The following is a 16,796-nucleotide window of genomic DNA, read 5'->3' as shown; positions in this document are numbered from 1 at the left end:
ATTTTTGATCAGCTAAATTTTATAAAAAATTGAAGGGATTAAATACTTTTAATACTTTGAGTTTCAATTGCTAGATATAAAGCCCTATCTTTGCAAAAAATTGAGCTCCAAAGGTTGGAGTAACTCATTAATAACTTGTCCTGAGAGAATCGAAGGATTATTAAACATTTTTTATGTCAAACATTGTCGCTATCGTTGGGCGTCCCAACGTAGGAAAATCCACATTATTTAACCGTTTCCTGGAGAGAAGAGAAGCTATAGTAGACTCTACTGCAGGTGTTACAAGAGACCGTCATTACGGAAAATCCGACTGGAACGGAGTAGAATTTACGGTAATTGATACCGGAGGCTATGATGTGGGGACAGAGGATATTTTTGAAGAAGAAATCCGTAAACAGGTACAGCTGGCAGTAGATGAAGCTACTTCTATTATTTTTATGCTTAATGTAGAGGAAGGCCTTACAGATACGGATTATGAAATTCATGAATTATTAAGAAGATCCAATAAGCCGGTTTATATTGTTGTAAATAAAGTAGATTCTGCAAAAGAAGAATTGGCAGCTACAGAATTTTATCAGTTAGGAATCGAAAAATATTATACTCTTTCTTCTGCTACAGGATCAGGAACAGGAGATCTGTTAGATGATATCGTTAAAGATTTCCCAACCACGGATTATCAGGACCCTTTTGAAGGATTGCCTAAAATTACGATCGCTGGTCGTCCGAATGTAGGAAAATCCACTTTAACGAATGCTTTATTGGATGTAGAGAGAAATATTGTAACAGATATTGCGGGAACAACCAGAGACAGTATACAAACACTATATAATAAATTCGGGCACGAGTTTGTATTGGTAGATACTGCGGGGATGCGTCGTAAGGCTAAAGTTTCCGAAGATCTTGAGTTTTATTCTGTAATGAGATCAATTCGTTCTATTGAATATTCTGATGTAGTGATCATTATGGTAGATGCTACTCAGGGATGGGAATCTCAGGATATGAATATCTTTGGTTTAGCACAGAAGAACAGAAAAGGAATTGTGATCCTGGTTAACAAATGGGATCTGATTGAAGATAAGCAAACCAATACGATCCGTGATTTTGAAAAAGCAATTAAAGATAAGATCGGGCAGTTCCAGGATATTCCAATTCTGTTTGTATCTGCATTAACGAAACAGAGAATACTGAAGGCGGTAGAAGTGGCGATGCAGGTATATGAAGACCGTAAGAAGAAGATTAAAACTTCGAAATTAAATGAAGTGATGCTTCCTATTTTCGAACAAACTCCACCTCCGGCAAATAAAGGAAAATTCATTAAAATCAAATATTGTGTGCAGCTTCCTACGCCGTCACCGCAGTTTGTATTCTTCTGTAATCTTCCACAATATATAAAAGAACCGTATAAGAGATTTACTGAAAATCAATTGAGAAAAGAATTCGGATTTACCGGAGTTCCTATCGAGGTATATTTCAGACAAAAATAATTACTTCGGCTGCGCTTATTAAAAAAGTGTCACAAAGTAATAATCGATATTTAAAAAGTTCTGGTAAGAAATATCTTACCAGAACTTTTTTTCTTTCATCAAATATATTTTATCCTTTACAGCCACTTTTCATACATTAACCGGACAGGTTTATAGCCTTGTTTATCAAGCCAGCTTTGCATAATATGGTTACTGCATAAAGTAAATCTGTAAATTTTCCGGATATTAAAATCTCTATAGGTTTCTTCAAATGCTTTGTTTAGGGCAGTGTAAACTCCGTGTTTTCTATATTCCTGCTTTACATATCCTTCAGAAACATACAGGTCGTCTGCATCTCCTAGTTCAAAGTTGCTGTCATCTTTTTCATCAATATACCCGAATAAAAAACCAATAGCTTTTCCCTCTGCGTCAGCAATAAGAAATGTTCCGTTATTCTCTTCCTCACAGTCGGTCATAAAGCGCAAATAATGTTTTCTGATCTTGCCCCAGTCGGCTGTTTTCTCATTCATTTCCTTTTCAGAAACATGAAGCTCTCCTACCAACTCATCCACAATGGGGAGATGGTCTGATATTTTTATTTTTCGGATTGTAAAGTTCATAATATAATGTTTTATTTTCCTCGTATCGGGCTTCCGTGCCAGGATGTGTTATCAGAAAGTACCTCGCCCTTCATAATCAGTGAAAGGGCATCAACATTTACGTTATTACCTATTTCGGTATCGTAAAGAATAATGGTTCTTGAATTAATGGTTGTCTGCTTACCGATTTTTACACTTCCTATTTTCATAATACGATCTTCAAAAAGATGCGTCTGCGGCCCGCAGTCTTCATTTAACATTGCTTCGTCATCTATCGTTACCATATCATACTCTGTAATATCTGTTGTATTGAGCCACACCCTTTTACCGATCTTCACACCCAAAAATCTCATAAAGAAAGGAAGCCACATCGTTCCCCGCAGGAAATCAAGAAAGAAGATTACAGGGAGTGCCTCATATACTGTAGTTATTCCTTCACTCAACCAGACTTTTAGGCTGTACATGGGCATTTCTGTTTTTTTATACTTTCCAACGAGAACCCATTTAAGGATTACCGTAAAGAAAAAGGAAGGTAGGGCTACAATTCCCAGATAATAAAATGGAGAAAATAAGATCAAATGATGGATTCTTCCTTCAAGATAATTGCTGGTGTAGGCAATAAATAATACACTGCAGATAATAATAACGGTTTGAGGCAGAATAATCCGGATTCCCTCCACAATAGCACGTGCAAACTTAAGACCGAAGGGAGGGTTGTAGGTAAGGCTATTGTCAAAGCGCTCCGATTTTTGTCTTGAGGGAAGTCCGATTGGCGGAGATCCAAGCCAGTCTTTTTCAGAAGAGTTTTTAAGTTGTTCTTCATTCGGAGCTTTGCTTAGCACGCCGATAAGCATATTATCTCCTAATTCATATCCCTGTGGGATCAATCCGCTGTTTCCTACAAAACTATTGTTGCCGATCTTGGTTTTTGCCAGGATCAGTTTTTCATTTCTTACATCATGTTCCCCCAGGATGACCGCGTCAGCAATAAAAGATCCCTCTCCAATTTCCAGAAGATTGTGGGAAACATCGCTTGCTGTGGAGATTTCTGAATTTCTGCCCACTTTAGCTCCCATCATCCTGTAAAATTTACTGATATAAATCGAAGCAAAAAGAGGATGTACGACGGTTAATGCAAGATTAAATATCTGATCTTTTACCCATTTCCGATAATAGATAAAACTGTAAACAGGATATATTCCCGGCTTCATACGGTATTGCAGGCACCTTGTGATAATACTGACAACCCCGATAAAAATTAATATGTAGATTGTAGATAGAATAGGAGCCTGCCATAGGTAATAGAAACTGTAATCCGCTGAACGGTCGTCCAGATAATACAAGGTGTACAATGTTGGAGCAAGAGGTAAAACGATTAAAAGTGGGAAGAAAAAAAGAGAACATGCATATATGATAGCATATTTGTTTCTTTTTGCGGCAGAAACCAGCTGTGGAATCTGCGTCTCTTCCTTACTTTTTGTTCTTAGTTTTTCAGCCGGGCTACCATCCCAGACTTCACCGTACCCGATCGTATTTCCTTCATTTAAACAGCTGAGATCCTGAAGTTCTCCGAATTCCTCAATGACAGTATTACCACATACGATAGCTGAAGAACCAAGATAAGCGTGTGCTTTAATATGTACTTTTCTTATTTTAAGCACTCCATTTTCTACAGATGCATTATCAATACTACATCCTGAGCTCGTGGTTACGTTTTGATCAATGGTAACAAGATCTTCAGCTGCAATAGGTAAAAGGCTAAGCTGTGCGCTCGGATGAACTTGTACACCTAATAATTTCAGATATTTCGGATACAATGGGGTTTCAACAATAAATTCTGAAGGCATCAGTCTTTTTACGGTTTTCCAGAGCCACCATCTGAAGTAATACCAGCCCCACAACGGATAATCACCTTCTTTTATTTTTCCGATAACAAGCCACTTTGTTAAAAGAATAATAACAGAATAAACCGGTGGTATGAGTGTATACAAAAGAATAGCACTTAACAGGGCTAATCCGGTTCCGTACCCGTTAAGCTGGAAATAATAATAACTAAGATAGGGGAAAAATATCTGTACACTAAATAATGCAAAAACAACCAGTAAGGAAATAGTCTGGGCAAGATTGCAGGCATAATATTGAAATGACGAAACTCTTGTAAACGGTTCCTGATCGGATGTCTTTTCAGTGTGTTTATTTTTAAGGCAATCTGAATAAGCGGAAAGCGGCCTGTTTTCATAAATATCTTTTAAAGAAGCGTAAGGAATCCCTGCTTTTTGCCGGAGGTGAGAAACTAATGTTGCAGCAAGCAAGGAATGTCCTCCCAGATCCGTAAAAAAGTCCTGATGTAATTGGATCTCTTTTCCTGGAAACATCCAATGAAGGGTCTGCAAAAGTTTTTCTTCGATAGGAGCTTCAGGATTTATTTCAATGTCTTCACTTTTCTCATGACTGATGAAGCTTTCAGGAACCGGCAGTTTTTTTCGGTCAATTTTTCCACTCGGCATCCTGGGCATTTCCTTCATTTTGATGATCGAGACGGGAACCATATAAGGTGCCAGAAACTTTGCTAACTCTTTACGTATTGTATTTTCATCGAATTCATGATCGTCACTCATTACAGTATAGCCAACGAGTTGCCCCTGTCCGTTAGCGTCTTCTTTCACGGCAACAGCTGCTGAAGAAATGCCGGGAAGCTGATTCAACCGGGCTTCTATTTCTCCCAATTCAATCCTGTAGCCACGGAGTTTGATCTGGTCATCTATTCTTCCCTGAAAATCTATAAAACCGTTTTCCCGTATAATAACAGCATCTCCAGTTTTGTAAATGGTATCGCCGGGAAGTTCAGGAAATGGATTTTTCAGGAATTTTTGATCTGTTAGTTCCGGGAGGTTGAAATAGCCATTACTGACTCCGGGACCAGAAATGATCATTTCACCCCTTTCTCCTCGTGGTATGATATTCAGATTTTCATCAACCACAGCAATATGATAATTGGGTAGAGGATGGCCAATCGTAAGCTCGTCATCATCCTTCAGCTTAGCCATGTTGGAAGATACTGTAGTTTCCGTGGGACCATAGCTGTTGATGAAGGTTCTGTAAGGCTTTGCCCATTTTTCCTGTACTTGTTTTGTGCATGCTTCACCCCCTGTATTGATGATCCTCACTGAAGGAACCTCCTCGATGATGGCTAAGATACTGGGTACTGCATGAAGAACAGTGATTTTATTCCTGATTAATACCTCACTTAATTCATCAATAGCTTTTACAGTAAGGGCATCTGCAATCCATATCGTTGCACCGGAAAAAAGACTGATCCATACCTCTTCACACCACATGTCAAAGGAGACGGAAAACCCCTGATATACAATATCGGTATCTTTTATTCCTATGAAATCTTCTTCAGATCTTATAAGATGACAGATATTCCTGTGGGAAATTGGAATTCCTTTAGGATTTCCGGTACTTCCGGAAGTAAATAACACGTATGCCCATTGATCGGAGCTAATCGGATCGCTGATTGGAGGGATAGTGGTGTCCGGTTGTGGGGCAATGGCTAGAGGCCGACAATGGATTCCGGCATCTGCATCAGAGAAATAAGCTTTTACATGAATGTCTGTAAAAACTTTTCTTATCCTGTCTTCAGGCATCTCCCGGTCCAGTGGAACATAAGAGGCTCCGGCCTTTAATATTCCTAAAATAGCAACTGGAAGCTCCATACTTCGGGGATACCAAACCCCGACACTATCGCCCGGCTTTATACCTTCATTGTGAAGCTGTAAAGCAATTGCATTACTCCAGTTATTGAGTTCTTCATAAGAGAGTTTTTTACCATTAAATATAAATGCTGTTTTATTTTTGTATTTTTCAAAAATAGGAGCTAATAACCCGGGAAGAGTCTCTTCCTTTAAAAATTCAGGAGCTATTTTTCCTAAAATTAAACTTTTCATCATTCAAGATTTTTTATGTAAAGATGTGTTGGGAAACTTTCATAAATATACTTTATTTCTGTTTACGTTCAATCTCGGATTTCGTTTTTTAATTGTAATTTTGCAGGAATTAAAGCCCGCCAACTCTAATTAAAATTTAAAATTTCATGGTTACTATTTTATCTGAAAACTTTTCTCTTGTTAATGAGTGGATTAACGAACTGCGTAATGTAGATGTTCAACATGACCGATTGAGATTCCGTAGAAATATGGAACGTATCGGAGAGATTGCCGCTTTTGAAATCAGTAAAGAACTTGAGCAAAGAGAAGTTGAAATCCAGACTCCTCTGGATACGATAAAGGTTAGGGAAATTGCAGTACAACCAGTGATTACTACTATTCTTAGGGCAGGAGTTCCTCTATTTCAGGGAATATTAAATTATTTGGATAAAGCTGATTGCGGTTTTGTAGCAGCCTATAGAAAACATGATGCCAACGATTATTTTTCGATCAAGCAGGATTATCTTACTTGTCCAAGTATTGAAGGAAGACCTTTAATCGTGGGAGATCCTATGCTGGCTACAGGAGCGTCATTAATTGAAGCAATCAAAGACTTACTCACACACGGAACACCTACTCAATTGCACATTGTAGCGGCCATCGCATCTAAACAGGGAGTAGAAACAATTGAAAAAGCTTATCCTGAAGCAAAAATTTGGGTAGGTGCTATTGATGATCAACTGACTTCCAAAGGCTACATTACTCCCGGATTGGGAGATGCCGGTGACCTTAGCTATGGTGAAAAATTACAGCGGTAATTAATACAGATTCCAGAAATCCTTCATTATATCCATCAATAATACCGGACGTACTTTTTCCATTGGATGTCTGGTGTCCGGAAGTATCATTAATCTTGCGTTAGGAATACGACGATAGGTTTGAACGGTCTCTTCCAATGTTACCATATTATCATGGTCTCCGGCCATGATCTGGACTGGAGTTGTAATCTTTGATAAACTATCTGAATTTAGCGGTGGTTTTTTACCTAAAGAAACCATCATGCCGGCAATTGCGGGAAGCAGCTCTTTCCATTGGGAGCCGTGTTGTAATTCCAGTTGTTCAGCATATTTTGGAATTTTTAAAAGAATGGTCTCAGGGTCAAGCATTGTACTTTCCTTTAAAGCCTGCTCCTCTGTCCAGTCGAATTTTGTGCCTAATGTCAATACGGAATTTACTTTTTCCGGTACCTGCAGAGCATAGCAGAGACCAACATAGCCACCCATGCTGTGTCCGAAAATATAAACATCATTGAGTTTTTGTTGCTTACAGTATTCAGCCAGTTCCTGAGTGTATTTTTCTATGCTGATACCATCTTGCGGAATTTCAGTGTTTCCATGCCCTGAAAAAAGAGGGGTGTGTATATTGAATTGTTTTGATAAGTCCTTTAGATAAGGTTTGAAAATATCACTGTGCCCTAAAGCACCGTGCAGTAAAAGCAGGTTTTTCATATCTATTAGTTTATCCGGAAAATTATGAAAAAGAATTGAAAGCTGGAAGTAAGGTGTAGAGGTTAGAAGTTAGAGGTTAATCTATTGCCATTACCAGAATGCTCACTTTGTTATTGCCGCTATTTAAGATTTCCCATGCTATAGTTGCGATCGTATTGCCGGTGGTAAAAACGTCATCAATTAATAAAATATGTTTGTCGGATAGCTTTTTGGATATTGAAAAAGTGTTGTCATTTTTTAGGCGATGTTTTTTATCTTTTAGGGCCTGAGCTTGTGAGTAGTAGTTTCTTTTGATCAGGTGATGGTCAAATGGAATATGATATTGGCTGGATAGTATTTCTGTAAACAGATGCAATTGATTATATCCTCTTTCTCTTTCTTTTTTAGGATGAAGTGGAACGCTTACCAGTAAATCAGGTTTGTTATTTTTAAAATCCAGTCTCCCGATTGTCCAGTTTGCAATCACTTTGCCGGTTTTTTCCCTGTTTTTATATTTTAATTCGTGGATGATCTTACGGCTTAAGTTTTCCTCCTCAAAATACATGAGCGCATATGCGTTTTCAACCGGAAACAATAATTTGCATTTTTCTTTAAACAGGTTATCTTCTAAATAATTGAAATGGGTAAAATGAATATGTTCAAAACAGGAGGAGCATACCAGAAGATCTGCATCGATGATCCGGTTGCAGTGGATGCAACGATTGGGGAAAAGAAGGTCAAGAATCATTTTTGTGTTTTTACTAATATAAGTTTATTAGCTGAAAAATGAAAGAGGTAAGAAGTAATGAAAGAATGTAATCCTTTTTAACCCTGAGATTCTACTTCCTTTCGGATTTTTTCAATGGAATTTTTCATACTCTGATTAAAATATTCCTTCTCAAGACGAACCGGTGGAGCTTGTCTTACTTCACAATCTGCAATACTGCAGGATTCACAGGTTACCCCCACGTTGATCGTTGGTAAACTTGGAGATTTGATAAAGTTTATTTTCTTTATTGTTTGAGGATTTAATAATATTCCCAGACAGTAGCTTCGGTTACTGCCGTCTGAAAAAGGGTTTTTCTGGGAAGTGGAAATAACGAGATAACTTATTCCCTGATCTTTATAATGGGAAATCTGAGCGTCCGTTAATGTTTCATTTTCCGTTAAATCCTGAAGATTTTTTACAGCAATCCATCTTCTGCAATAATGTTCATTCGTAGCATTAGCATGAGGAGCCTGCTGGTGATTCAGATGCAGTTCTTTTAAAATCTGAATTCTTTCGGAATCTTTCTTTTTAACCAGGCATAAATAAAACAAATCTTTTATTCCTAATTCTGAAGACAGGACATTAGTCAGCCTGTAATAAAATGTTTCCGGAGAATTCGTAAAGCTTTCAATGAGATGGGTGAAGCTTTTGGGTTTCCAGCTATTTTGTAAAAAGAAGTCAGAAGTATTTTCTATAATCTGCTCTTTCGAAATCAATAGTGCGCCGGCGAAATAGGACGCATAGAAATTGTTCAGGATTTCCTCGAAGCTTCCGAAATCCAGCCATGAGTAGGTGTTGGGACGGTTTTTTAATTCAAGAACATTAAAACCAATTTCTTTAGCGAGAATAAATGTCTTCTGGTCTTTTTCTAATTTGCTGTTGAGCAGTAAAAGTTTTTTTTCAGGAATAAATAATGAACGGAGATGCACGGATGTTCCAAAAGGTTCGAAATCTTTGGATTGAATCGTGTAGTTGAATTTTTCATTGAGGATATTTTGTAAAATATCCGGATCCAGATTTTTACTGAACTCTAAACAATGCTCCTGAGCAAAGGATAATACTTTTTCTTCGATATCAGGAAAATAATTATCATAAAGTTCCTGGAAGGATCGCAATACGGCAAAATAAAAACGCTCTTTTCCCAGATTGTAGTTTTGAGATATTTCAATCAGTGCATTGATAAAGGCGGTGACCTTTTTTGGGGCATCACTGATGATGCTGATGAGGTTATTTTTATTTATTCCGAAAAGGTCCAGGGGAACTTCTTTAAAAAAATCCGATTGTAAAATTTCATTAAACGGAGCCAGGCTTTTGTCCAGTTTCGTAGAAACCAGATCATCGAATGTACAGTTCAGAGATTCGGAAAGCTGGATGATCTTATCATGCTTGGGGTATTTTTTTCCGTTCTCAATTTCGTTGAGGTAAGATTTTGATAACCCTGTTTTTACGGCAAGGTCCTGCAGAGACCAATTTTTCTTTTGTCTCAGCTGCTTCAGTTTAAGCCCGAAAACCGTTTTAATAAAATCACTTTCTGCATTCATTACTCAAATATAGATATTTGATTGCGATTATTCGCATAATAATTTTTAAAAATAATTAGCGAACGTTCGCTAATTGTGAAAATTTTTATTTATGTTTGTAATATCAAATCACAAAATCAATGAGTTATGGAAACAACCACCCAATTAAGAATAAAGGCTCAAAGCCAGTTTGAAGAGATTTTCAATCCCGAATTGATAGAGTTTCTGATTGAACTTCACCAGAACTTTAATGCTAAAAGGCTTGATCTTTTAGAAGAAAGAAAAGAAACTCAGCTTGATTTTGATCGCAGAAATCTTCCCAGGTTTTTACCTCAGACAGAAGAAATAAGAAATGGAGATTGGGTATGTTCGCCATTGCCTGAAGATTTACTTGACCGGAGAGTTGAAATTACGGGTCCGGTAGATCGTAAAATGATCATTAATGCGCTTAATTCTGGAGCATCCACATTTATGGCAGATTTCGAGGACAGCAATGCTCCTACATGGAAAAACTGCATGGAAGGGCAGATTAATCTTTCAGATGCCATTAACAGAAGTATAGATTTTACAACCCGAGAAGGGAAAGCATATCAATTGCAGGAAAAGACCGCCGTATTACTAGTTCGTCCAAGAGGATTACATCTTCATGAAAAGCATATCGAGATCAACGGTGAAGAGGCTTCCGGTTCATTGGTTGATTTTGGGATTTATTTTTTCAGGAATGCACAAAGGCTTCTTGAAAAGGGGAGTGGTCCTTACTTTTATCTTCCCAAACTGGAACACTATAAAGAAGCCAGATGGTGGAATGAAGTTTTTGATTTTGCCCAGAATTATCTTCAGATTCCAAGAGGTACGATTAAGGCTACGGTTTTAATAGAGACGATCACCGCATCGTTTCAGATCGACGAAATTTTATATGAGCTAAAAGAACACAGCGCAGGATTGAACTGCGGACGATGGGATTATATTTTCTCATTTATTAAAAAATTCAGAAACCTTCCTGAATTTATAATACCGGATCGTGATCAGGTAACCATGACCTCTCCGTTTATGACTGCCTATTCCAAAAGGGTGATTGAAATTTGCCACAAACGAAATGTGCATGCCATCGGAGGAATGGCTGCTCAGATTCCTATAAAAAATGATGATCAGGCGAATCATATTGCCTTTGAAAAAGTAAAAGCAGATAAGGAGCGTGAAGTAAAAAATGGGCATGATGGCACCTGGGTAGCCCATCCTGCTTTGGTTTCTTTGGCTAAAGATATTTTTGACGAATATATGCCTTCAAAAAACCAAATTGACAAGAAAGTGGATTATCAAATCAAGGAAAGTGATCTGCTGGAAATTCCTAAGGGAGAGATTAGTGAAAGAGGTGTTCGTAAAAATATTAATGTAGGAATTCTTTATCTCGAAAGTTGGTTGATGGGTATAGGTGCAGCGGCTATTTATAATCTTATGGAGGATGCAGCTACCGCAGAAATTTCACGGACACAGATCTGGCAATGGCTGAAGAATGAGGCTGTTTTAATTGATGACCGGATTCTTACCAGAGAAATGGTTCTTCAGTGGGAAAGAGAAGAGATGGATACCATTGAAAAATATGTAGGTGAAGAGCGCTTTAAAAACGGGAAATTTAATCTGGCTAAAGAGCTTTTTAACGAATTGATCTTCTCAGAAAAATTTGAAGAATTCCTCACTTTGAAAGCGTATCCTTTTATTTAACGTATAAGAGCGTTGGGGAAAAGAAAAGTTGTGGGTAAGAATCCGATATAGTTTTTCGAGTTGGTTTTTGAAATCATTGAATCTATGAGCGATATGTTCTTTTTGGTCAAGCTGATGGAATTCCAATGATAAACCTGTAGAACTCGTATTCCGAATTTTATAAAAATAATTTATAACTAAATACAAATCAAAATATTATGAAAACGAAACAAGAAAAAATTCAGGCTTTAGAGCAGGATTGGCTGAACAATCCACGTTGGAAGGGAGTACAAAGACCTTATACAGCTGAAGAGGTTTTAAAGCTCAGAGGATCTTATACGATCGATTACACGATCGCCACTGAAATGTCTAAAAAATTCTGGGAGAAGCTTACGACTCAGGATTTTGTAGCCGGATTGGGCGCATTAACAGGAAATCAGGCAGTACAGGAAGTAGATGCCGGGTTGGAGGCTATTTACCTTTCGGGCTGGCAGGTGGCTGCTGATGCGAATTTATCAGGAGAAATGTATCCTGATCAATCTTTGTATCCAGCGAACTCCGTTCCTTCTGTAGTTAAGAAAATCAATAATGCTCTGTTAAGGGCGGATCAGATCCAGTCTGTAAACGGAGGTGGCGATAAAGAATACCTTGTTCCTATTATTGCTGATGCAGAGGCTGGATTTGGAGGTAATCTGAATGCGTTTGAACTGATGAAACAGATGATCGAGGCCGGAGCAGCAGCGGTTCATTTTGAAGACCAGCTGTCTTCTGCAAAGAAATGCGGACATTTGGGAGGTAAGGTATTGGTACCTACTCAGGAAGCCATCAATAAATTAGTAGCTGCCCGTTTAGCTGCCGATGTAGCAGGGGTTCCGAGTGTCATTATTGCAAGAACAGATGCTGATGCCGCAGACCTTCTGACTTCAGATATTGATGACAGAGATAAGAAATTTGTGACCGGAGAGAGGACTTCAGAAGGATTTTATGTAGTGAAAAACGGAGTAGAACAAGGAATCGACCGTGGTTTATCATATGCGCCTTATGCTGATCTGATCTGGATGGAAACGTCTAATCCTGATCTGGAACAGGCAAGAAGATTTGCTGAGGGAATCCATGCCAGATTTCCTGGAAAAATGTTAGCGTATAACTGTTCACCTTCATTCAATTGGGCTGCCAAATTAAGTGTTGAGGAAATGACTACTTTCCGTGAGGAGCTTGCCAAAATGGGATATAAATTCCAGTTTATCACGTTGGCTGGTTTCCATGCACTCAATACAGCAATGTTTGAGCTGGCATTAGCGTATAAAGAAAAAGGAATGGCTGGATATTCCGAGTTACAGGAACGTGAGTTTGCTTTACAGCAAAAAGGGTTCAGGGCCGTGAAACACCAGTCTTTTGTAGGAACCGGATATTTTGATGAGATTCAGAATGTGGTAACAGGTGGTTCTTCAGCAACTGTCGCCATGAAAGACTCTACTGAAATAGCACAGTTTCATTAAGAAGTAAGTTTTTTCCACATTATACATATTGTTTGAAATCCTTCTCCATGTTGGGAAGGATTTTTGCGATGAAGAAATTAAATATTCTCAGGTTTGCAGGCTTTTGGACGGGAATAAAGGTTTAAAAAACTAATGAAAATTTGTATTATATTTGAAAACTAAAAAAATAGTGTTTTTTAAACAATTTAATAAAAAAATGAAGTTAATTAAGGTACTTTTTATTGCAGCAGGACTTACGCTAACGGCTAACGCTGCTCACGCCCAACAGAAGATTGGCCATGTAAACTCTGATGATATTTTTGCAAGTATGTCTGAAGTGAAAACGGTAACCTCTACTATTGATAACCTGACTAAAACCAAGCAGGCTGAAATTGAGAAGTTGATCACAGAATATCAAACCAGACTTAAGGCAGCTCAAGATAAAGAGAAGACATTGAGTGAAGCCAATAAAGAGGCTGTTACCAAAGAGCTGATGGCTGCACAAACAGAATTACAGACATTAGGTAAAAAGATAGAAGATGCCAGAGGTCAGGCGGCGAAGGAGGTTTCTGCTAAACAGACCGAGTTATTTACTCCTGTACAGCAAAAAATCCAAAATGCGATTTCTGCTGTAGCAAAAGAAAGAAATCTGAGCTATGTATTCGATACTTCATCCGCGCAGGGAGCCAACAATCTGGTATATACAGACGGAAGCGAGGATATTACACCGGCTGTAAAAACCAAACTGGGAGCTACTGCAACAGCCACTAAACCCGCTGCAAAAACTAAGTAAAAACTTTTAAGTTATAATATAAAAGCAGAATCGGATTTATTCGATTCTGCTTTTTTTGATCAAATTAAAATAATAAAACAGGAAAGGTATTTCCTGTTTTAGCAGATTTTATTTTTTATGCCTTATTTTTGGATAAATTTTGAAGAGAGATGAGTCTAGTGTATGAAAAGCAGATCAAGGTAACAGAAGAAAATATAGATCAGAATAAGCATGTCAATAATGTACAATATGTGAGTTGGGTAGAGGAAATTGCAACCGAACATTGGGATTCTGTAAAGCATTTAACTGAATACCCCGAAGATATATGGATGCTGCTTGATCATCATATCCAATACAAAAAGCAAGTCTATCTGAATGATGTTATTACTGTAAAAACATATCCTAAAAATCCTGAAGGAATCAGGCAACCCAGAAAGGTTGAATTTTATTGTAATGGAGAGCTTGTGGTAGATTCATTAACACTTTGGGTTCTTATTGATTCTAAAACACAAAGGATTCAAAGGCTGAAAAGTGATTGGCTGGAGAAGATTTAAATATCACCGTTCATTTGATTGTACTCCTTGGCATGTGGCCCATACTCAGCCCAAATTCCTTATCTTTGCATCATGATACGTATTACAAAAATTTTTACATTCGAAACAGCACATGTGCTATATAATTACGATGGAAAGTGTAAAAATATGCATGGACATTCCTATAAGCTGTTTGTAACAGTGAAAGGAAAGCCTATTAATGATTTGGAAAACCCTAAAAATGGGATGGTAGTGGATTTTGGTGATATTAAAAGTATCGTAAAATCTGAAATTGTAGATGTTTGGGATCATGCAGTATTGATCAACGGATTATCGCCGCATAAGGAACTGGGTGAAGATCTTGAAGAAAGAGGGCATAAAGTAATCTATTGTAATTTCCAGCCTACATGCGAAAATATGCTGTATGCTATCGCTGCTAAAATAAAATCTAAGCTTCCTGCTGAGGTTTCTTTAGCTTATCTTAAACTTCATGAAACTGAAAACTCTTACGGAGAATGGTTTGCAGAAGATAATGTATAATTGTATTCAATAAAAAACTCAACCGGTGCTAAAGACAACCATCAATTTACAACCTGGAAAAAAAGTATATTTTGCATCCGACCAGCATTTTGGCGCTCCTGATCCTAAACAAAGCAAGGTTCGTGAGGAGAAGTTTATACGCTGGATGGATGAGATAAAGGAAGATGCTCAGGTTTTATTTTTAATGGGTGACCTTTTTGACTTCTGGCATGAATGGAAATATGTTATTCCCAAAGGATACGTTCGTGTATTAGGAAAAATTGCTGAACTGAAGGATCGTGGGATTCATGTTTATTTCTTTGTGGGAAATCATGATTTATGGATGAAAGATTATCTGGAAGAGGAAATCGGATGTACTGTATTCTATAAGAGGCAATATTTTGAAATGGGTGGCAAGCAGTTCCTTCTTGCTCATGGAGATGGTTTGGGTCCGGGGGATAAAGGATATAAAAGAATGAAAAAGCTATTCACCAATCCTATTGCACAATGGGCTTTTAAATGGCTTCATCCGGATATTGCCATGAAGATTGCGTTATATCTTTCCCAGAAAAATAAAATGATTTCCGGTGAAGAGGATAAAGCATTTTTAGGAGAGGATAAAGAGTTTCTGATCATCTATTCAAAAGAAAAATTGAAAACAGAGAAAATTGATTATTTCATTTATGGACATCGTCATCTTCCTATGGTTTTAGAGCTCGAACATAAAGCTAAATACATCAATCTCGGAGATTGGATTTCTTACTTTACCTACGGGGTCTTTGAAAAAGATTTTGAATTAAAAACTTTTGACGATAAGGCAAAAAAAAATTACCTCTAAAAGAGGTAATCTTCGAATGAATAAATTCACTCTGTTTTTAATCCATATTCCGAAAATAGTATTGCAAGAATTTGACCAAAAATTTCAATTTATATTAAAAAAATATTAAAAAAGAATGTTGTAAGGATAACCGGTTAAAAATGAGATCAAAAGAATGTTAAAAATTTAGAAAATTGGAAAATATATTCAACATACGAACTGAACAGGATTTTTTAAATGCTTCTTTAAAAACATTTCGCTATCAATATGAAAATGTTGATGTATACAGGAAATTTGTAGATTACCTGAAAATTGATCCTGACACTGTTGACACAGTGACAAAAATTCCATTTTTACCCATTGAGATGTTTAAAAATCATCAGATCCTCGATAAAAGAGTAGTCGCTGATCTGTATTTTCAAAGCTCCGGAACCACGCAGATGAATTTGTCAAAACATTTCATTGCTAATGAAAATCTGTATAGGGAAAGTATTTATAAGAGTTTTGAACAGTTTATCGGAAAACCTGAGGATTTTATATTTCTTGGCCTTCTTCCGAGCTACCTGGAAAAGAAAAATTCTTCTCTGATTTATATGGTGGATTACTTAATGAATGTTTCTGCCCAGTCTGAAAACGGATATTTTTTATACAATCATGCTGATTTATTTGAACTTTTAAAAATTCTGAAGGGTAAAAAAGTAATTCTTTTCGGGGTTTCTTTTGCGCTTTTAGATTTTCTGGATTTTTGTGCCTCCCAAAAAGGTGATGAGCCGATTGGTTTTTCTAAAAATCTTATAATAATTGAGACAGGAGGAATGAAGGGGCGTAAAGAAGAAATGACAAAGGATGAACTGTTGGTGATTTTACAAAAAGGTTTTAACACCAATGCCATATATTCCGAGTATTCTATGACAGAACTTTTATCACAGGCGTACTCTTTAGGAAATAACGAGTATGAATGTCCGAAATGGATGCGGGTGCTGGTGAGAAATGCTGAAGATCCTTTAACCTATGAAAAAGAAGGAAGAACAGGTGCTGTGAATATTATCGATTTGGCGAATTTTCATTCCTGCTCCTTTATTGCGACTCAGGATCTGGGTAAGATGCTTCCGAAAAATAAATTTCAGATCCTCGGAAGGATAGATCATTCAGATATCAGGGGATGCAGTTTATTGGTGAGCTGAGGTATGCGTAATGTGCAAGCCTTAG

14 protein-coding genes are annotated in these 16,796 nt (G+C 37.4%); 9 read left to right on the top strand and 5 right to left on the bottom strand.

Annotation, left to right across the window (positions count from 1 at the left end; all coding sequences use genetic code 11):
- The first annotated feature begins 173 nt into the window (after positions 1-173).
- Entirely contained in the window at positions 174-1,484 is a 1,311-nt protein-coding gene (gene der, locus AC0INN_RS16045) for a ribosome biogenesis GTPase Der (RefSeq protein ID WP_172280246.1), read from the top strand.
- Positions 1,485-1,600: 116 nt separating this feature from the next.
- Here der and AC0INN_RS16040 read toward each other — a convergent pair whose 3' ends face one another.
- Positions 1,601-2,083 carry a GNAT family N-acetyltransferase gene (locus AC0INN_RS16040; RefSeq protein ID WP_273649254.1) on the bottom strand — a complete coding sequence of 161 codons (483 nt, stop codon included), beginning with the start codon at positions 2,081-2,083 and terminating at the stop codon, positions 1,601-1,603.
- 11 nt (positions 2,084-2,094) lie between these two features.
- Positions 2,095-6,015 carry a Pls/PosA family non-ribosomal peptide synthetase gene (locus tag AC0INN_RS16035; protein WP_306614040.1) on the bottom strand — a complete coding sequence of 1,307 codons (3,921 nt, stop codon included), beginning with the start codon at positions 6,013-6,015 and terminating at the stop codon, positions 2,095-2,097.
- A 143-nt stretch (positions 6,016-6,158) separates the two neighbouring features.
- Here AC0INN_RS16035 and upp point away from each other — a divergent pair, with 143 nt between their 5' ends.
- Positions 6,159-6,809, top strand: coding sequence for a uracil phosphoribosyltransferase (upp, locus tag AC0INN_RS16030; RefSeq protein ID WP_172280240.1), 651 nt, complete (start codon positions 6,159-6,161; stop codon positions 6,807-6,809).
- Here the strand turns inward: upp and AC0INN_RS16025 are convergent, their stop codons facing one another.
- From AC0INN_RS16025 to AC0INN_RS16015, 3 genes are all read right to left on the bottom strand, one after another.
- Positions 6,810-7,499: an alpha/beta fold hydrolase gene (locus tag AC0INN_RS16025; protein WP_306614037.1), complete on the bottom strand. Its 690-nt coding sequence runs from the start codon at positions 7,497-7,499 to the stop codon at positions 6,810-6,812.
- 76 nt (positions 7,500-7,575) lie between these two features.
- Positions 7,576-8,226 carry a ComF family protein gene (locus AC0INN_RS16020; protein WP_306614035.1) on the bottom strand — a complete coding sequence of 217 codons (651 nt, stop codon included), beginning with the start codon at positions 8,224-8,226 and terminating at the stop codon, positions 7,576-7,578.
- A 77-nt stretch (positions 8,227-8,303) separates the two neighbouring features.
- Entirely contained in the window at positions 8,304-9,788 is a 1,485-nt protein-coding gene (locus AC0INN_RS16015; protein ID WP_172280235.1) for a helix-turn-helix domain-containing protein, read from the bottom strand.
- Between the two features lie 126 nt (positions 9,789-9,914).
- Here AC0INN_RS16015 and aceB point away from each other — a divergent pair, with 126 nt between their 5' ends.
- The 7 genes from aceB to AC0INN_RS15980 all read left to right on the top strand — a co-directional run bounded on the left by aceB (position 9,915) and on the right by AC0INN_RS15980 (position 16,771).
- On the top strand, positions 9,915-11,489 hold the full coding sequence (gene aceB / locus AC0INN_RS16010) for a malate synthase A (RefSeq protein ID WP_306614032.1): 1,575 nt from the start codon (positions 9,915-9,917) through the stop codon (positions 11,487-11,489).
- A 197-nt stretch (positions 11,490-11,686) separates the two neighbouring features.
- Positions 11,687-12,967, top strand: coding sequence for an isocitrate lyase (gene aceA, locus AC0INN_RS16005; protein ID WP_273649244.1), 1,281 nt, complete (start codon positions 11,687-11,689; stop codon positions 12,965-12,967).
- A gap of 196 nt (positions 12,968-13,163) precedes the next feature.
- On the top strand, positions 13,164-13,739 hold the full coding sequence (locus AC0INN_RS16000) for an OmpH/Skp family outer membrane protein (RefSeq protein WP_172280229.1): 576 nt from the start codon (positions 13,164-13,166) through the stop codon (positions 13,737-13,739).
- A 149-nt stretch (positions 13,740-13,888) separates the two neighbouring features.
- Complete coding sequence (locus AC0INN_RS15995; protein ID WP_273649242.1) at positions 13,889-14,272, top strand: acyl-CoA thioesterase; 384 nt, start codon at positions 13,889-13,891, stop codon at positions 14,270-14,272.
- 72 nt (positions 14,273-14,344) lie between these two features.
- Entirely contained in the window at positions 14,345-14,791 is a 447-nt protein-coding gene (locus AC0INN_RS15990; RefSeq protein ID WP_172280225.1) for a 6-pyruvoyl trahydropterin synthase family protein, read from the top strand.
- A gap of 25 nt (positions 14,792-14,816) precedes the next feature.
- On the top strand, positions 14,817-15,608 hold the full coding sequence (locus tag AC0INN_RS15985; protein WP_273649239.1) for a UDP-2,3-diacylglucosamine diphosphatase: 792 nt from the start codon (positions 14,817-14,819) through the stop codon (positions 15,606-15,608).
- Positions 15,609-15,781: 173 nt separating this feature from the next.
- Positions 15,782-16,771 (top strand): LuxE/PaaK family acyltransferase, encoded by a 990-nt coding sequence (locus tag AC0INN_RS15980; RefSeq protein WP_273649237.1) that lies wholly within the window; start codon positions 15,782-15,784, stop codon positions 16,769-16,771.
- Positions 16,772-16,796 lie beyond the last annotated feature (25 nt).

The sequence above is a fragment of the Chryseobacterium subflavum genome (genome assembly GCF_055762745.1).
This window is presented reverse-complemented; position numbering and strand designations above follow the sequence as displayed.